We start from the raw sequence: 17842 nt of genomic DNA on the forward strand, positions 1-17842 counted from the left end.
TAACAGGTTTGGCAAGAATCTGCCTGCAGGCACCAAAACATGCAGGCAGATTTTCTAATATATACCCAAAGGGCACACCGTAATACATGTCCTTCGGGTAGATGGACTTTGTCCGGCAATGTATCCCCAAGGGCGCACCGCAATGCATGCCCTTTGGGCTGATGGACTTCGTCCATTAATGTATGAGTAGTTGAGGAGAGGGAACATGAATATACCAATTAATCTGTTTATGTGGATAATGGCGTTTCTGCCCATTATCGTACTGTTGATTTTGATGATAAAATTTAACTGGGGTGCAACGGAGGCTGCACCGGTGGGACTTATGATTACGATTTTCACAGGTCTTGTATTTTTCAAGGCGAATATCCGGCTGATTGCAGCGGAGAGCGCCAAGGGAGTCTGGAATGCCCTGATTATCCTAATTATAGTCTGGACGGCAATCCTGATGTATCAGGTGGGTGACGAGGCGAAGGCGTTCCTCGTAATCCGCAATGGTATGAGGAAGTTATTGCCCAACGAGCTGCTTCTGGTGCTTGCGATGGGGTGGATATTTGAAAGCTTTCTTCAGGGAATTACAGGATTTGGGGTTCCGGTTGCCGTGGGCGCGCCGCTTCTTATTGGGATTGGCGTGAAGCCCTTGTGGGCGGTCATCATTCCGCTGCTTGGTCAGGCGTGGGGCAATACCTTCGGAACTCTTGGAGCTGCATGGGATTCCCTTGCAATGTCGGCTGGACTTACGGCGGGCAGTAAGGAATATCTGGTGACGGCAATGTGGACGGCGGCGTTTATCTGGTTTTGGAATGCCATCGGCGGATTTGCCACCTGTTGGTTCTACGGCAAAGGCAAGGCGCTTAAGAAAGGTTTTCCGGCGGTTGCCCTTATGGCAGTTATCCAGGGCGGCGGAGAGCTTTTGTTAAGCCAGGTTAATACGACCATCTGCTGTTTCGTTCCGGCATGCGTTTCTTTGATTGTCATCCTGCTGCTTGGAAGGATTAAGATGTACAACGAAGAATGGAGTATTGCCGACAGCCCGATTATGAACCGCGAGTTCGAGGAGCAGGCAGGGGGAAGCGAGGCTCCCTCCGATATGACTCTTGTACAGGCGTTCGTACCTTATTTCCTGCTTTCAGCCCTTACTCTGATTGTGCTTCTGGTAAAACCGGTCAATGCATTATTGGGACAGATATCATTTGGTTTGTCGTTTCCGGAGACATCCACAGGATATGGGCATGTGAATGCAGCGGTTGAGAGCTTCTCAGCATTTACGCCGTTCACCCATGCCAGTATGTTCCTGTTCATATCAGCGCTCGTGGGACTCCTTTATTATAAGAAGCACGGCTGGATTCGCGAAGGCGGAGTGAAGCGCATTTTTGTAAAATCCGTTTCTATGACCATGCCGTCGGGTATTGCGGTCATTGGCCTGGTTATCATGTCAAAGATTATGGACGGAACCGGACAGACTGTGGTGCTGGCAAATGGAATCGCTAATGTCCTTGGTAAAGTTTACGTGATTTTGGCGCCCTTCGTAGGACTTCTTGGAACCTTTATGACAGGAAGCAATATGAGCTCTAACATCCTGTTCGGCGGCTTCCAGATGACTACGGCCAATCTGCTGAATGTAGACCCGTCCGCAATCTTAGGGGCGCAGTCTGCAGGAGGAGCCATCGGAAGCGCGGTAAGCCCAAGTAAGATTATCCTTGGAACCACGACGGCAAGCATCCTTGGCAGAGAGGGCGAGGTTCTCAAGAAGATTATCGCGCTGACAGTGCCGACGACCATTGTGATTGGCGCAATCCTGTTTGTGCTGGTAGCCTTGTAGGAAGGAGAGTCGAAAGAGATTATGGAGAAAAAAAGTTTTTTTCAAACGAAGGAAGGCGGGCTGACAATCGCTTTTATCGTGATTATGGTGGCATTCTTTATCATACTGGCAGGTCTTGGCAGCGCAAATGATACCATTTGCCTGGTGGGATTTGTAATTATGGTAGCCGCTATGTTGTATTCGCCGGTAAAAACATTTATAATAAAGCCAAAGAAATAAGATGAAAGGAGAATATCATTATGGCGATTGAGGAGATTACAGGCAGAATAGCCAAGGATCTGGAGAGTCTGAAGCAGTTTACAGCCACACCGGGAGATGGCTGTACAAGGCTTCCGTTTACTCCGGAGGCAAGAGGGGCAGTGAATTACCTTAAGAAGATTATGGAGGAAGCCGGACTTGAGGTGAGAGAAGACGCTGCGGGCAATGTGATTGGAGTGATGAAGGGAACAGATCCTGACGCACCGTGTATCATGATGGGCTCACATTTTGATTCAGTAGTGAACGGAGGAGACTTCGACGGTATTGCAGGCGCGGTGTGCGCCATCGAGGTTGCAAGACAGTTAAAGGAGCAGGGAGTTACCCCTAAGAGAGATTTTGTTGCAGTTGGATTCTGCGACGAGGAGGGTATGCGCTTCGGAACAGGCTACTTTGGGTCTGGCGCAATGCTTGGCAACAGGGATGTGGAGTACTGCAAGAACTTTGCGGACACCAATGGAGTTTCCATCTATGACGCAATGAAAGAGTACGGACTGGATCCAGAGAAGATTGAGGATGCCAAGTGGGATGTTGATAAGATTGGCAGATTCCTTGAGTTACATATTGAGCAGGGTCCGGTGCTTGACGCGGAGAACATTGAGCTTGGACTGGTTGACTGTATCGTTGGTATCCAGCGTTATATGGTAACGGTTCACGGAAGGGCCGACCATGCGGGAACCACTCCGATGGATATGCGTATGGACGCGGTGGACGCAGCTACAAAGGTCATCTCAAAGATTCCGGACTGGGCTCGTGAGAAGGCTGACGGAACCGTAGCAACCACCGGCTTCATCCGTACAACGCCAGGCGGAATGAATATCGTTGCGGAGAAGGTAGAGTTTACGGTAGATATCCGTTCCAAGAATAATGACAATATCAATGACATTGCCAACAGAATCCGTGCTGCCCTTGACCGAGAAGTAAAAGAGATGGGCGGAAGCTATGAGATTGACACTAAGCTGGTAATCACGCCGGTATGGCTGTCTGAGGAGATGTTAGGCATCATGGAGGAGAGCTGCAAGGCGAGAGGATACAGCTACAAGAAGCTGCCAAGCGGCGCCGGCCATGACGCGCTGGAGATTGGCCAGGTAATCCCTACCGTAATGCTGTTTGTTCCCAGTAAGGAAGGGAGAAGCCACTGTCCGGTAGAATTTACAAAATACAGTGATTTTGCCAAGGCATCAGTGGTTATGTCTGAGCTTGCCAAGGATTTGCTTACCAAATAGGTCTATAAAATAAGAATATGCTGTCTTACCCATGAAGGTGAGGCAGCATATTTGGAAATGGAGAGGTATATGACAGGAATGAATCCGGTAAATAAAAAGGAGAATCTCCGATTGCTTAGAAATGCGCTCAGGCTCACCCAGAAGGAGTTTATTGAGCGTTTTCTTCCTTTGGCAGACGGAAAACCGTCCATGAGCATCGCAACCTATTCAAACCTGGAGTCCAAGGACGGGGTAAGGATGAATGAGGTGATACTGGCCGTGTCGGAGCGCCTTGGTATTGACTCCATGCTGTTTTCTATGCCGCCGGAGGAATTTGCCGAAAAACTCCATGTGCTTTTGTCGGATGACGGGGCAGGCGACCCTAGGGGCAGAGGGAATACAAAGAAGGGCAGTATCAACCATCTGGTGAATCGCCTGACCATGTATTTTGCCGAGCAGATTTTTGAAAAGCGGCTGAAAAAGGGCGACAAGATTGAATCGGACCGAAGCCTGGCGACAAAGCTTGGCGTCGGGCGTTCGGCAATACGGGAGGCGCTTAAGGTGCTGGAGGTGTTGGGGATGATTGATATCCGTCCCGGTCAGGGAACATATATCAGCAGTCATGAGGCAAGTTTTTTTATCGTTCCCCTGTCATGGTCTCTTTTTTTAAATGGAAGCCAGATTGACAGCATTGTGGAGGTGCGCAATCTTCTTGAGGTGAAGGCGGCTTATCTGGCGGCCGGATGTATGAATGAGGAAAACATGAGTAAGCTTTATGAGATCTCTCACAGGCTTCATAAGGCTTATATGGAGAAGGATTTTAAGGAATTTCTGAATGAAGACCTGGAATTCCATATCTGTATTGCGGAGTGCTCCGGAAATCCCGTAATCTACAGTATGATACAGACCATCAGCAATCTTATGCGCCATGTCAGCGGAAGCGGCATGGTAGACGCGGGACAGCTTAAAGATATCTATGAGGAGCACCAGAAGGTTTACGGGCTGATTCTGGCCAAGGACGCAAAAGGGGCTTCGGACGCCATGAAGGAGCATCTTGAGAAGTCAACGGGCCGGTATAATTATAGATGAATTTTGTATTGCCTTAAGCCTTGTAAGGGTGTATACTCTAACGTGTCAGACGGTCTTTTGGGCAGTCCCAAGAACGTCCGAATGCATTCTGTTAGATGGAAGGATCTGGCAGGAAATACATAATGTAAGAAAAAGCAGGAGGAAACAAGTATGGTTGATATCTTATTTTATGCTGTAGCAGGAGTTGCGATTGTGGGGGCGCTGATTAGGATTATTAAGTCTAAAAAGGATGACAAGTAATAAGTGGAAGTATTTTACTTCCTGAGGAGGAAGATGTATGGCCGGTTCTTTGCAGCGCCTTAAGCCAATCCTGGCTTTGGGCTGTGGCTTTAAGAGCCGGTCTTTTTTTGGTAACATACTATATATAGTGGCGTGGCCATATCCTATCCATAATTTACAAAAAATTCATTAAATTGTAAATTTTAACGTTAATTTTTGTTGAAGTCAAGACGATATTTATGGTATATTTATGCCTGGGAAGTTAGAGTGGGAGACTGCTCGAATGAACCTATAAATATAGAAGTATGGGGAGTAAGGGAAAGGAGAGAAGCATGAAGCGAATAGTTTCATTTATGCTGGCAGCAGTACTGGTATTGGCGCCGTGTATGCAGAGTTTTGCAACGGATCCTGGGACAAGTGTGCCGGCAGAGGGAGAGGCTGGCGAGGTGGGCAATACAACGCCAGACAGTAAGAATCCGACTGGTGAACCGGACGATACGACGCCGAAGGAACCAGACGGCGATAATAAAGACGACGGTAATGGAGGAGAGGACAATCCTCTGTTTACAACTCCTTCAGAGATACCAGGAGAGGGAGAGCTTGACGGTATTGGCGTAATTTCGGAGGAGGAGCTGGATATTACAGCCATGGCCAAGAATGTAAAAGGCCAGGTAGACGTGCATATTATGCAGGCATTGGACTTTAAACAAGACATCACATTTACCGTTAATCTTGCAGGTAAGGATGTGGAATACAGCACCGAGCCAAGACAGATTACGCTTAGCGGCCTTATGGGCGACAAGCTGCAGGACGGAGTTACGTTTGAAGGACTGGAAAAGGGCAAGTATACATTGTCAATCTCAGCGCCAGGATACCGAACCCGAACCCGTGAGCTTGATGTGGACGCTTTGGCGTATAAGCTGACCTATTCCACCAGCTTTTTAGGCGGATATACATACAAAGAAGGTGAATTGCAGCCGGGAGCGCTTCGGATTGGGGATGTGAACGGTGACGGAGAGATTGACGACGCTGATAAGGACCAGCTTATCGATATGATTGATTCCAGCAAACCGGAGGAGGAAGGTGCAAAGGCCGAAGACCTGAATCTGGACGGAAAGGTTGATCTTGCAGACCTTAATTTTTTTGTACAGGGATATTTTAGGAGCGATGAGGTTCCGCCCTATGCCGGAGCCAGCATTGAGACCAATGTACCCGCGTCTGCCATTTCCCATAAAACAGGTGAGAATACCCTTGTTGTGGGTGATTTAAAGAATCTTTCAACAGGCGAGGGAGGCGTGGAGTTAAAGCCAGCCAGCGGAACCCTTGCAGATAGTCCGGTTTCTGTGGAGTTCACGTTCGCAGAAGGCACTCAGACAGACGGAATTGTGATTGATTCTAAAGAGGAGAATCCGGTTGAAGAAGGAAACCTTGAGATTTTCTACGAGGAAAACGGAGTCGAGGAAAAATTTAGTGTACCTATTGTCAAAGAGCAGGATGTACATCTTTTGCTGTCCAAAGACACGGTGACGGTTGACAAGGATATCTATGGAAATATTTCCATTAATCTGGGAAGCCAGATTGCCATAAAGAGAGTAATCTTTACGATTACAGGCACAAAGAATAACAATCTTGCGGAGATTTCCAGAGTAGAGTTCGTAAACGGCATGGAAAATCGGATTCCGGAGCCTGAAAGGGACATCCCTCAGAATGTTTCGGCAGAGGTGGGCAACAAGACCTTTGTTGTTTCATGGGATAAATGTAATAACGTAACGGGATATGAGGTGCAGATTGAAGGACCTGTTGGAGAAGATGGAAAGGAAGAAATTGTAAACGAGGTTGTATCTGTAAGAGGATGTTCTCTTGCCGTATCATCACTTGGCGAGGGCAAGCTTAAGAATGGCTCCACCTACACGGTGAGAGTACAGTCTGTCAACGGGGCATGGAGAAGCGGATACAGCGGCCCTATTACAGCTATTCCGAAGGTTGACAAAGTACCGGACGCGCCGGACTATGTAAATGCAGTCGGTAAATACAAAGCGATTGACGTATCCTGGAAGAAGATGAAGGATACGGATTACTTCAATGTATATTACAGAGAAACCGGTACCCAGGAATATACGAAGGATGAAGGAATCAAGGACAGCAAATATACGATTTCCGGTTTGAAGGATCAGACAGATTATGAAATCTATGTGACAGGCGTGAACGAGATTGGTGAGGGTAATCCATCAAAGGTGAGCACAGCGAAGACAACGAATCAGGAGCCTGCACAGATGCCGAAGTACAAGCTGCTGAATCGTGCAGAGAACGGGAAGGTCAGCGAGCATATTATCAATGCAACCATTGTAAAGGGCGCTATGCAGGACAGCTTGCTGGATACGGAGCCAGGTACGGCTTGGGGAACGGTAGATAATAACCCAATGTCTCATTATTTCATGAATACCTGGGATGGCGGCGGATTTAATCCAATGGGAGTCCATGGTATTACCTATGAATTTGACAAGGTTTATAAGATGGACCGTATCGCTTTGCAGGAGGTATCTCCTCAGAGTCAGAGTTATGGCTATGCCCAGGCACAGTATTGGGATGCCGACGGTAACGCTCATGCAATTCCAAGAAGCAGTATTCGGGTTTTGAGAAAAACGGATGGAGAAGGCCGAACCTATTATGTACTTCGGTTCTCCGAGCCCATTGAGGCAAAGAAGATACAATTTGCGCTGGCACGTTCTTACGTGAACGGCACGATCTCTGTAGCAGAGGTATATTTCTATGAATATGACTCTATTGAAGAGGAGATTATGGCGCTCTATACGGATGATCTCCATACAGAGCTCAGAGAGGATGTAACTCAGGAAACGATTGATGAGCTTAGGAAACGGATTGATACGGTAGATCCAATCAGCAAGGAATACCATCCGGATAAAGAGTATCTGGAGAGGGAGCTTGCCACAGCAGAGGAGATTCTGAATGATGGCAATCTGACAAGAACGGTAAAAATTCATAACACCATCAATACAAAGGATGTGGGACGCGGCTTCGGCGGTCTGAATGCATGGCAGCCTCTTGGAGTGACGGCAGCGGCAGGCGAGGAGATTTCAGTCTATGTAGGCCACAATACTAAGCGGACCGGTGACGGTACGAATCTTCAGTTGGTAAGCACCCAGTACCACTCAGAAGCAGCGTCAATGTTCAAAGTAGTGGCAACGCTGAAGATTGGAAAGAATGACATTACCATTCCAAAACTCTGGTCACAGACAGCGGAAACTGGCGGAGCATTGTATATCCAGTATACGGGCAATAATGCCAATGACCAATATGCAGTACGTTTAAGCGGAGGCGTCCAGGTGCCAGTACTGGATCTTTATCAGACGATGGGTGCCGAGAGCGCGGCAGAACGACAGAAAAGAGCAGAGACATATATTGAGGAGCTGCAGACATATGTAGCCGAAATTGAGAAGAAGCATGAAGAAGTGCATATGAATTCCGACAACGGGTTGGTGAAGTATCCTTATAAGGCTGAGGACTGTATCCTTGGAGCTTCTGACATTATGCTGGATAAGATGATGTTGTCACTTCCGGCACAGCAGATTCTTGCAGGCACTGGAGCAGGCAGCGTGCAGGATAAGGCCAAGAAGCTGGTAACCTCCATGGAGGCTATGGAGAACATGATGTATCTGTTCTACCAGCACAAGGGCTTGAACGACACGGCCCAGGATGTGAAAGACCGTTTCCCGGCCAACCATTTGAATATTCGTTATCAGACCATGTTTGCAGGGGCGTTCATGTATGCGTCCGGTAACCATATTGGTATTGAATGGGGTTCAACTCCGGCAATGATGTCCGGCGTAACCGTTCAGGCGGATGAGAATGGCAAGTATCTGAGCGGTCAGTATTACGGATGGGGAATTGCCCATGAGATTGGACATTGTATCAATCAGGGCACTTATGCCATTGCAGAGACTACGAATAACTACTTCTCTGTACTTGCCCAGGCAAAGGATACGAATAATTCCGTGCGTTTCGAGTATCCGAAGGTATATGAGAAGGTAACATCAGGTACAAAGGGGCCAGCTACCAATGTATTTACACAGTTGGGCATGTATTGGCAGTTACATCTGGCGTATGACAATGGATTGAACTTTAAGACATATTCGGATTACAACGAGCAGCTTGCGAATCTGTTCTTTGCCAGGGTGGATACCTATTCCAGAAATCCGGCGAAAGCGCCGACGCCTGGTGATAAGGTTATGACCCTTTCCGGTGATCGTGAGCAGGATTTGATGCGTCTTGCATGTGCGGCTGCGGAGAAGGATATTCTTGAATTCTTCGTTCGTTGGGGTAAGACGCCTGACGCAGAGACTATCAGCTATGCAGGGCAGTTCCCGAAGGAGACAAGGGCAATCTACTATGTAAACGATGAATCCAGGGTATACCGTATCAGTCACAACAGCGTGCTTGGTACGGATGGAACGAAAGAGGCGGTAGGAAGCGATACGACGGCGACTGTGGATACGAATGCAGCCAATAAGGTGAATCTGAAGCTTACGTCTACGCTGAATCCGGAGGATGTCCTTGGATATGAGATTGTACGCTGTATCACCTCAAATGGAGAGGAAGAAAAGGAAGTAGCTGGTTTTGCTACCGGAAATGAATTTACAGATACAATTACCACGATGAACAATCGTGTAGTGACCTATGAGGTTACTGTGATTGACCAGCATCTGAACCGTTCTGCCATAAAGCGTCTGGAGCCGGTGAAGATCAGCCATAAGGGTAATATTGACAAGACCCACTGGAGTGTTGACACGAATGATATGAAAGCCGTAAGCAGCATTCCTGTTGATGATGCTGACGAAGATGATCCGTGTCTGCCAGAAGCAGAAGCGCCTATTAGCGCAGCAGTTGACAATAAAACAGAAACCACATATATAGGAGAAGCTGGAGTAAATGCAGAAGTTGTAATTGAGCTGAATCAGACATTTACAATATCTGGATTCCAGTACACCGTGAATGAAGGAACGCCGATTGAGGATTACAGTATCTCTGTCCGCAATGACCAGAATGAATGGATTGAGGCGGCAACAGGAACCTTTGGAAAGACAGGGGTTCATACGGTAAACTTTGGCGTCAAGGACAGCACCAATATTGCTCTGTACCAGACCTCTGCGGTGAAGCTGTCAATTAAGAACCAGCAAAACGCCAAGATTTCCATATCTGAGTTGGATGTATTAAGCACCACAGGAGATGATGTGGAATTCCGTAAATCAGAAGACGGTACGACTGCAATTGGTAAACTGGCAGCGGCTTATCAGTATGGAGATAAGAAAGAAGATGTAATTCCGGCAGGCTCTATTGTATTTACCGGAAGATACAAAGGAAACTCTGCATACAATGTGGTAATCCTGTACGACCAGGACGGAAATATCGTTGGCGGCAAGAACCAGGATGGATCGTTGAAGGCATATCAGGTACTCTTCTCAGATGTAGACGAGTCAGGCGGAAATCTTCAGAATGTCTATGACGGAACATGGATCTACTGGATTGCTCCGGGGGATGTGAATACCGGATTGGAAAAAGTACGGGCAGAGCTGTACCGTGTGGATGAAGCGACCACTAATCAGGGTCAGCGACTGGTCAGCGATTGTATGTTTGAGGTATATCCAAAAACACTACCAGATATAACATTGAGTGGCAAGAAGAAATAAAGCGATAAAAGGAGTAGAACATGAAGAAATATAGATTAGGTATGATAATGGCAGTGTTCGCATTTATCGCAATGCTGCCGCTGCGGGTATCCGCTGAAGAAACAAAGGAGATAGGCGCTACCTGTACTCCGAATGAAAAAAAGACAGAGTATTCCATAGACCTGTATCTTCCAAATGCAGCAAAAGAGGAAATCTCTGCACTGAGCTTAAAGCTTGAGGTGACTCCTAAGGAGGCGGTTGGTGAACCACAGATTAAATTTAGCAATAAGGTTATGGAGAGCGCAAAGGTGTATGAGTCCCGTTATCATAATACGCTGAATATTTATATCGCTGGAACGAAGGGTCTCTTTGACGACGACGATACTCTTAATGTTGGAACAGTATCTATGAAGGACTCCAATGATGCGCTTGTAGAGCTTAGCGAAGTTAAGCTGGCGAATACAGAGGATGCGTTTTTAGTTGTCCGAGGATGGGGAGCCGCTGAGACTCCCAACAGGGAGACTTGGGTTCCGGATCCAGACTTGGATGAACCGGCAGGGCCGGAGATTCCGACTCCACCAGAGGAGGACGATGGAAACAAAGGAGATAACATCGAAGGTGATTTTGGAGATTCAACCATAGGCGGCAGTACTGCGAAAGATCAGTATAATAAGAACCGTGAATTGAATGGCAGCAGAGTACAGGGGGTTAAGACAGGGGATACGAATCAGATGATAATCTATGTAATATCTATGGTCATTTGTATCAGTATGATTTCTGCGGCTGTTTACAGGAAACGTAAAATCAGATAATTGAATATGACTGTAAGTCAGGAAGGAACGGCTGTCCGTTATGGGCAGCCGTTATCTTTGGCTTACAGTAGAAAACTTTTGACAGCCGATTTGCAGGTATAAATTTGTCCAGAATATGCATACTATTAGCAGGAAACAATCTTGCTGAAAGGAGTATATAGGATATGAAGGAGTTGAAGCTGGACCTTCTTCCAGGTAATCTCTATGCAGCCAGGCGAAAAGCAGAGCAGCAGAAGGAAAAGGAGAAGAAGAACCGTGAGCCACAGAAAAATGTTGTGAAAATAGAGGGTGTGTCACTGAAGGTTGATCGGATAGACGGGGATAAACGGTAAGAATATGAAAAGCTTTGATGAACTTTATCATGAGCTGTTAATAAGACAGAATGCAGAGGGTGAAACGCCTCTAAAGGAATACGACCCCTTCCATTTGGATTGCCTTCTTCATCCAGAGAAATACCCGCCAGTTATTCACATTAATGAGTGTGAGAAATGCGCCTACGATCAGGTATGCCAAAACAGTTGTATTTTTGACGCAATCGAAAGGACGGAGGATGGGAGGCTTAAGATTAATCGCTCTCTGTGCGTAGGATGTGAAGCCTGTATAGAGGCATGTAAGAAGGGAAATCTGGCGGCAAGTAAAGATGCGATTCCGGCGATGAAGGCGGTAAGAGAAGGGAAAGGGCCGGTATATATGTTGGTTGCTCCTGCATTTATGGGGCAGTTTAGCGATAGGGTTACTCCCGGAAAGCTGCGCACGGCTTTTAAGGCTTTGGGCTTCACTGGTATGGTGGAGGTTGCGCTTTTTGCGGACATCCTTACTCTCAAGGAGGCGTTGGAGTTCGACCAGCATGTGCAGCAGAGGGGGGACTACCAGTTGACAAGCTGCTGCTGTCCGGTTTGGATTGCCATGATACGGAAGATTTTCCATGAATTAATGCCTCATGTTCCGGCTGCCGTGTCTCCTATGATTGCCTGCGGACGTATGATTAAGAGGCTTCATCCAGATGCGGTCACTGTGTTTGCCGGGCCTTGTCTTGCCAAGAAGAAGGAGGCAAAAGAACCGGATATCATGGATGCTGTGGATTATGTGCTTACATTTCAGGAGGTGCAGGATATCTTTGACGCGGCGGACATTCATCCGGATGAGCTTGCGGACGCCGAAAAGGAGCATGCCTCCAGGGCGGGAAGACTTTATGCCAGAACCGGAGGGGTGAGCCAGGCTGTGACAGAGATGGTGAACCAGCTTCATCCTAATCGGAGTATCCGTGTCCGTTCCGAACAAGCCGAAGGAACAAAGGCGTGTATGGAAATGATTAGGAGAATCAAAGAGGGCAGGACGGAGGCAAACTTTTTTGAAGGGATGGGCTGTGTGGGAGGCTGTGTGGGAGGTCCCAAGGCGGTTCTGAACGTGGAGGAGGGGACAAAGCATGTGGACGCATATGGCGGTAATGCTAAGTTTCGGACGCCGTTGGAGAATCCTTATGTGCGGAGAGTGTTGGAGGAATTAGGGATTCGGACGGTGGAGGAATTGTTGACGGAAGATGGGCTGTTGACGAGGGATTTTAGTTAATGTAAAAAAGAGGTTGTTGGGGAAATTTACATTTTCCGGCAGCCTCTTTTTCAAATGCGTATTGACATTTTGGGACGCTCTCAATATAATTGATTCAGTTTTCAATACATACACGAAGGAAGGATAAGAGATGCAGTATTATCTGGCCCCTTTAGAGGGGATTACGACACGGATCTACCGAAGGGTATATCACGATTGCTTTACGCCCATGGATAAATATTTTACCCCTTTTTTGTCGCCCCATTTAAAGAAGGGCTTCTCTGCAAAGGAGAAGGCTGAGCTTCTGCCGAAGAATAATCAAGGGATGCATCTGGTTCCCCAGATTTTGACGAATCGGGCGGAGGATTTTTTGAGGACAGAAGAAAAACTTGCATATTACGGCTATGAGGAGATCAACCTGAATCTGGGATGTCCTTCTAAAACTGTGGTATCAAAAGGAAGAGGCTCTGGATTTCTGGCAGATTTGGAGGGACTTGACCGTTTTCTGGATGAAATTTTTTCAAAGACAAAGGCTCGCATATCCATTAAGACCAGGATAGGAAGGGATGAACCTGAGGAATTTCAAAGGCTTTTGGAAATCTATGGACAGTATCCTCTTGAGGAATTGATTATCCATCCGCGGGTTCAGAAGGACTTTTATAAAAATAAACCGAAGCTGGAGGCATTTGAGGAGGCGGCAGAAAAAATGACCTGTCCATTGTGCTATAATGGGGATATTTGCACCAGAGAGGATGCCGCGGCCATAGAGGGGAGATTTCCAACGGTGACGGCATGTATGATTGGTAGAGGGATTATTGCAAATCCTGGGCTTCTGGGCGAGATTAAGGGGCAGGAGGAGGCTTCGCGGAAGCAGCTTCGCAGATTTCATGACCGGTTATATGAAGAATACAGAGAGCTTCATATGGGGGATAAGAATGTTCTGTTTAAGATGAAAGAAATCTGGTGCTATTTGGGACAAGCTTTTCCTGGATGTGAGAAGCTCTTAAAACGGATTAGGAAGGCGGAGAGACTGGACAGATATGAGGAGGTTGTGAACCAGTGTTTTGAATATGTATTTTAAGAGGGAGATTTTGAGAAGGCGAAGATTTTTGTCTTTACTTTTTAGGCGCCATGCAATATAATAGAAAAAAATTCTATATACAGGAATTTCTAAGGAGGAACCCCTTTGGAGCACTTGAATCATATTATTGCAGGTAATCTGAAAGAGATTAGGAAGCGTAAGGAGTTGAGCCTGGAGCAAGTGTCGGTTCTGACTTCAATCAGTAAGAGTATGCTGAGCCAGTTAGAGCGCGGAGAAGTTAATCCTACCATATCAACGGTATATAAGCTGTCTCTGGGGCTTAAGGTTCCTGTGACAGCATTTACGGCGGATCAGCCGAAGCCATTTTCCAGGACTGGCAAGGCTTATGTGATACCTCTTGTGGGAGATGAGGGAAGGTACAGGCTGTACCCAATCTTTGAATTTCGGGAGGGCCAGGATTTTGAGATTTTTGACCTGGAGTTCGATGAGGGCGGCACGATGCGGGGGCATATGCAGATGCATGGAACCAGGGAGTTTATTACGGTGTATTCCGGCGAGCTGACGCTGATTTTCGAGGACAGGGAATATGAGCTGAAAGCAGGGGATTCTGCCGCGTACAATGCATTTGACGATTATGTATACAAGAATACGGGAGAGGGCATGGTGACTGCGTGTATCGTGGTTCATTATCCGTAACAGAAAGGAGTTATAGTAAGATGGAAGACCAGAAGCAGCGCGTATATGACGCATTGGACAAGTTGAAGATTAAGTACGAGGTTGTAGAGCATGAGCCAGTACATACAATGGAGGATATGGACAGGCTTGGACTGCCGGAGAAGGGAACTCTGTGTAAGAATCTTTTCCTGCGGGATTCAAAGGGAAAGAGACACTTTCTCGTGACCTGTGAGGAGAGCAAGAAGGTAGATTTGAAGGCTCTTGGCAGACAGCTTGGAGGAGGAAATCTAAGCTTTGCCTCCGAAGACCGGTTAGAAAAATATCTGGGACTTAAGCAAGGAAGCGTGTCTCCCTTCGGACTGATGAATGATACGGACCATGTGGTAGAGTTCTTTATTGATAAGGATTTGAGCAGGTGTAAGAGCCTTGGAATCCATCCATTAGAGAATACGGCCACCGTCTTTCTTTCCTTTAAGGATTTGGATAAGTTCCTGTGGGATTTGGATGTGGATGTGGTTAAGGTTAAGCTTTAGTTTCTACTTTTTTGTGCTGGCCGGATTATTCCTGGTGAAATAATCTGGTCGGTATCATTGTTCTTTTCTAGCTCGTGGGTTATCCCATCTTTCCACTTATTATTTTATTTTAGATTTGATGAATTTCATTTCCTGCAGTTTTGCTCTAAGAAGACTTGTGAAATGAATTCTATATACGTTTAGGAGTTTGAGATATGGCTAAGAAATTGTATGACAAGGATATTCGGGAACCGTTGTTCGATTTCCTTGAGGAATACTATGGAAAAATACGAATTATTGAGGAAAAGCAGATTGGCAGGTCAAGGGCGGATATCATGATGGTGCTGCCGAATGGGGTGGCTGGAATTGAGATTAAGAGTGATGCAGATACTTATGTCCGGTTAAAAAGGCAGGTGCGAGATTATGACAGATATTTTGACTGCAATTATGTAGTTGCAGGAGGAAGCCATGGACTGCACGTAAGTGAGCATGTACCTGAGTGGTGGGGGATCATTACTGTGGAGTGGGTGGAGAATGGGGTGGATTTCTATCTGCTGCGGGAGGCAAAAGCGAATCCGAAGGCTGATTTAGGCCAAAAGCTTACACTTTTGTGGAGGCCAGAGCTTGCGAACATTCAGGAGATAAACGGGCTTGCCAAGTATAAACAGAAAAGCAAAGCATTTGTCATGGAAAAGCTTCTTGAGAAGGTTCCCAAGGCGGCGCTGAATGAGCAGATCAGCCAGGAATTGTTTGAGAGGGATTATACGGAGATTGGGAATACAATCAGGAAGTTTAAGGAGGGAAAGCTATGAGATATCCTGTGATTAGCGTGGAGAGGACAGGAAAGCGAATCAGGGACATTTGTGTAAGGCAGGGAATTTGTGCAAAGGAGATACAGGAATATATGGGCTTTTCGGCTGTCCAGTCTGTGTATGACTGGTTTCATGGGAAGAATCTGCCCAGTGTGGATAATCTGTATGCCCTGTCGCGGCTTTTAAAGGTTTCGATGGAGAGATTGTTAGTGACCTCCGACCAGGAGGAGACGGGGCGGGTGTGCGAGCTTATGGCTCTGCCTCGCAAGGATAGCCGGAAAATGGTAATGTGGTACAGGGAAGGAATAAAGTTTTTGTCAATCAGTTTGTAACTGGATGCAAAATACAGAGGGTTCTGGTATTCTATTTTTAGGAAATGTAAAGGCCCATTTCCTGTTATACCTTGCTGGACGGAGTCCACCCGCCCGACAGGGCATGCATTCGGGATGCCCTTTGGGTATACATAGATAAGATATTGCCAATACAATGACATTCATTACGAGGCAGTACAGGAATACTGAGAGAAAGAGCTGCCAATAGAGAGGCGGTCGTGTTGAATTCAACCATAGGCGGGTGTATCCCTTCGGCAAATGAGAATAATGTCAGGACAAGAACAGCAAGAGAAGAACTGAGGAATACTTCGATGGAAGAAGATGTGGAGAGATACAGGAATGAAGAAAGATTACGGGAAAAGACGGAGGAGATATTTAGGGATACGAAGTATGGGACGATGAATGAGCAGTTGTGGGAACTGCTGAAGGAGAAGGATTGTAGGAGAAAGCTGTATGTGAAGGCGCTTAAGATGTTTGGAAGAAAAGATGGAATGGAAGTATACCGAAGGATAAGAGATGAGTTATTGTGACTCGAACCAAGGGGCATAAGAAAGATGTGGCAGTATGGGAGAAACTGCTGCATCTTTTTATACCCAAGGGCACACCGCAATACATGCCCTTCGGGCTGGTGGACTTCGTCCATTAATGTATGCTTTTAGAAGAAAGTATAATATTTAATATTTTTTTAATTGCATGTTCCATAAATGAGAAGTAGAATGAATAAAGTATACGGTAATACATTCAACAGAGGAAAGAGAGGATGAATATGGAACAGCAATACAGGCAGGTACCGCCTATGACGCCGGAAACTTACGGTAAACGTATCTGGCATCTGTGGGGACCGGTTGTGATAAAATGGGTAGTGGGGATTGGAGTTGGCATGATTGCCAGGGGGAGTTTTAAGCATGGTCTATATGATGGCGGATCAGGAGGCCTTCAGAGCTGCGATGCAGAGTGAAGAGAAGATGATGGAGCTGTATGAGGAGATAATGAATCAGTACCTGAATGCTTCTACTCAGATTGTGGGTGTTGCCGCCCTGATTACGATTCCGATTATGCTTTGGTTTTTCCATTCCGATCGGGTGAAGGAGAGGAAGAACGGTTTTATTCCCAACAGGAAGGCTCCTCTCTGGAAATACGGCGCTGGGCTTCTCATGGCTCTGGCCTTAAGCCTTGGGATCAATAATCTGATTATTATAGGGAACCTGTCGGATATGAGTGAGACCTATCAGGCTTTGATGGAGGCATTCTATTCGTCTCCCCTCGCTACCCAGGTGATTGCCCTTGCTGTCCTGGTGCCGTTGAGTGAGGAGTTGGTATTCCGTGGACTGCTCTTTAGGCGTTTGCGTGAGCGTGCCACCTATATGCAGGCGGCATTGTATTCGGCAGTGGTGTTCGGATTGACCCATGTGAATCTGGTGCAGATGCTTTACGGGTTTATTCTGGGAATGATGCTTTCCTATCTCTATGAAAAATACGGTTCTATCAAGGCCCCCATTGCGGCGCATATGGCGATGAATTTGCTGTCCATACTGGCGACGGAGTTCAAACTGCCCGATTGGCTGATGGAGGACCAGATGCGGATTGGAATTGTGACGGTTGCCTGTGCATTTGTGGCGTCCACCATGTTTGTGCTGATTCAGAGGATTGAGGAGAAGCCAGAGATACCAGGGACATCCCAGGAAAAAGATAATCCTGTACAACATTGCAGGGTTGACAATGAATAAGATGTGTGGAAAAGAGTTTGATGTTCGTAGAGATATCAGACTCTTTTTTAAATATAACATAATTATCTGATTATCAGATAATTATGGCTAAACTCCCTATTTACAAATCCT

The 17842-nt window shown here is 46.6% G+C and carries 16 protein-coding genes; all 16 read left to right on the forward strand.

The genetic code is table 11. The features are described 5' to 3' along the window. The first annotated feature begins 205 nt into the window (after positions 1-205). The 16 genes from GN277_RS07770 (at position 206) to GN277_RS07840 (ending at position 17731) form a co-directional block, all read left to right on the forward strand. Positions 206-1819 (forward strand): L-lactate permease, encoded by a 1614-nt coding sequence (locus tag GN277_RS07770; protein ID WP_159750585.1) that lies wholly within the window; start codon positions 206-208, stop codon positions 1817-1819. A 21-nt stretch (positions 1820-1840) separates the two neighbouring features. Continuing rightward, complete coding sequence (locus GN277_RS07775; RefSeq protein WP_016218732.1) at positions 1841-2038, forward strand: hypothetical protein; 198 nt, start codon at positions 1841-1843, stop codon at positions 2036-2038. A gap of 20 nt (positions 2039-2058) precedes the next feature. Further along, the gene (locus tag GN277_RS07780) at positions 2059-3300 is read left to right on the forward strand and encodes a M20 family metallo-hydrolase (RefSeq protein WP_159750586.1); all 1242 of its coding nucleotides are present in this window, start codon (positions 2059-2061) and stop codon (positions 3298-3300) included. Between the two features lie 69 nt (positions 3301-3369). Beyond that, positions 3370-4368, forward strand: a complete 999-nt coding sequence (locus tag GN277_RS07785; RefSeq protein WP_159750587.1) for a FadR/GntR family transcriptional regulator — start codon at positions 3370-3372, stop codon at positions 4366-4368. Between the two features lie 551 nt (positions 4369-4919). Further along, the gene (locus tag GN277_RS07790) at positions 4920-10292 is read left to right on the forward strand and encodes a fibronectin type III domain-containing protein (protein ID WP_159750588.1); all 5373 of its coding nucleotides are present in this window, start codon (positions 4920-4922) and stop codon (positions 10290-10292) included. Positions 10293-10312: 20 nt separating this feature from the next. After that, the gene (locus GN277_RS07795; RefSeq protein ID WP_159750589.1) at positions 10313-11083 is read left to right on the forward strand and encodes a hypothetical protein; all 771 of its coding nucleotides are present in this window, start codon (positions 10313-10315) and stop codon (positions 11081-11083) included. Positions 11084-11247: 164 nt separating this feature from the next. Continuing rightward, the gene (locus tag GN277_RS07800) at positions 11248-11415 is read left to right on the forward strand and encodes a hypothetical protein (protein ID WP_159750590.1); all 168 of its coding nucleotides are present in this window, start codon (positions 11248-11250) and stop codon (positions 11413-11415) included. Between the two features lie 4 nt (positions 11416-11419). Continuing rightward, positions 11420-12652 carry a [Fe-Fe] hydrogenase large subunit C-terminal domain-containing protein gene (locus tag GN277_RS07805; protein ID WP_159750591.1) on the forward strand — a complete coding sequence of 411 codons (1233 nt, stop codon included), beginning with the start codon at positions 11420-11422 and terminating at the stop codon, positions 12650-12652. A gap of 130 nt (positions 12653-12782) precedes the next feature. Next, on the forward strand, positions 12783-13712 hold the full coding sequence (locus GN277_RS07810) for a tRNA dihydrouridine synthase (RefSeq protein WP_159750592.1): 930 nt from the start codon (positions 12783-12785) through the stop codon (positions 13710-13712). A gap of 105 nt (positions 13713-13817) precedes the next feature. Further along, entirely contained in the window at positions 13818-14369 is a 552-nt protein-coding gene (locus GN277_RS07815) for a helix-turn-helix domain-containing protein (RefSeq protein ID WP_159750593.1), read from the forward strand. A gap of 20 nt (positions 14370-14389) precedes the next feature. Beyond that, positions 14390-14881, forward strand: a complete 492-nt coding sequence (locus tag GN277_RS07820; RefSeq protein ID WP_159750594.1) for a prolyl-tRNA synthetase associated domain-containing protein — start codon at positions 14390-14392, stop codon at positions 14879-14881. 194 nt (positions 14882-15075) lie between these two features. Next, on the forward strand, positions 15076-15672 hold the full coding sequence (locus tag GN277_RS07825; protein WP_159750595.1) for a sce7726 family protein: 597 nt from the start codon (positions 15076-15078) through the stop codon (positions 15670-15672). Then, positions 15669-16004, forward strand: a complete 336-nt coding sequence (locus tag GN277_RS07830; RefSeq protein WP_159750596.1) for a helix-turn-helix domain-containing protein — start codon at positions 15669-15671, stop codon at positions 16002-16004. The genes GN277_RS07825 and GN277_RS07830 overlap by 4 nt, the downstream gene beginning before the upstream one ends. A 221-nt stretch (positions 16005-16225) precedes the next feature. Then, complete coding sequence (locus GN277_RS07835; RefSeq protein WP_159750597.1) at positions 16226-16534, forward strand: hypothetical protein; 309 nt, start codon at positions 16226-16228, stop codon at positions 16532-16534. A 236-nt stretch (positions 16535-16770) separates the two neighbouring features. Further along, entirely contained in the window at positions 16771-16962 is a 192-nt protein-coding gene (locus GN277_RS30010) for a hypothetical protein (protein WP_244324634.1), read from the forward strand. Then, positions 16952-17731, forward strand: a complete 780-nt coding sequence (locus tag GN277_RS07840) for a CPBP family intramembrane glutamic endopeptidase (protein WP_244324635.1) — start codon at positions 16952-16954, stop codon at positions 17729-17731. Before GN277_RS30010 ends, GN277_RS07840 begins: the two co-directional genes overlap by 11 nt. Positions 17732-17842: the final 111 nt, after the last annotated feature.

The sequence above is a fragment of the Sporofaciens musculi genome, from assembly GCF_009830285.1.
GTDB classification, from domain to species: Bacteria; Bacillota; Clostridia; order Lachnospirales; family Lachnospiraceae; genus Sporofaciens; species Sporofaciens musculi.

What these genes read in the sequence shown, in the direction of transcription:
- GN277_RS07790 (WP_159750588.1), top strand. Translation starts at nt 4,920, where the DNA reads ATGAAGCGAATAGTTTCATTTATGCTGGCAGCAGTACTGGTATTGGCG.
- GN277_RS07810 (WP_159750592.1), top strand. Translation starts at nt 12,783, where the DNA reads ATGCAGTATTATCTGGCCCCTTTAGAGGGGATTACGACACGGATCTAC.
- GN277_RS30010 (WP_244324634.1), top strand. Translation starts at nt 16,771, where the DNA reads ATGGAACAGCAATACAGGCAGGTACCGCCTATGACGCCGGAAACTTAC.
- GN277_RS07785 (WP_159750587.1), top strand. Translation starts at nt 3,370, where the DNA reads ATGACAGGAATGAATCCGGTAAATAAAAAGGAGAATCTCCGATTGCTT.
- GN277_RS07770 (WP_159750585.1), top strand. Translation starts at nt 206, where the DNA reads ATGAATATACCAATTAATCTGTTTATGTGGATAATGGCGTTTCTGCCC.
- GN277_RS07820 (WP_159750594.1), top strand. Translation starts at nt 14,390, where the DNA reads ATGGAAGACCAGAAGCAGCGCGTATATGACGCATTGGACAAGTTGAAG.
- GN277_RS07780 (WP_159750586.1), top strand. Translation starts at nt 2,059, where the DNA reads ATGGCGATTGAGGAGATTACAGGCAGAATAGCCAAGGATCTGGAGAGT.
- GN277_RS07805 (WP_159750591.1), top strand. Translation starts at nt 11,420, where the DNA reads ATGAAAAGCTTTGATGAACTTTATCATGAGCTGTTAATAAGACAGAAT.
- GN277_RS07825 (WP_159750595.1), top strand. Translation starts at nt 15,076, where the DNA reads ATGGCTAAGAAATTGTATGACAAGGATATTCGGGAACCGTTGTTCGAT.
- GN277_RS07800 (WP_159750590.1), top strand. Translation starts at nt 11,248, where the DNA reads ATGAAGGAGTTGAAGCTGGACCTTCTTCCAGGTAATCTCTATGCAGCC.
- GN277_RS07840 (WP_244324635.1), top strand. Translation starts at nt 16,952, where the DNA reads ATGCAGAGTGAAGAGAAGATGATGGAGCTGTATGAGGAGATAATGAAT.
- GN277_RS07795 (WP_159750589.1), top strand. Translation starts at nt 10,313, where the DNA reads ATGAAGAAATATAGATTAGGTATGATAATGGCAGTGTTCGCATTTATC.
- GN277_RS07775 (WP_016218732.1), top strand. Translation starts at nt 1,841, where the DNA reads ATGGAGAAAAAAAGTTTTTTTCAAACGAAGGAAGGCGGGCTGACAATC.
- GN277_RS07830 (WP_159750596.1), top strand. Translation starts at nt 15,669, where the DNA reads ATGAGATATCCTGTGATTAGCGTGGAGAGGACAGGAAAGCGAATCAGG.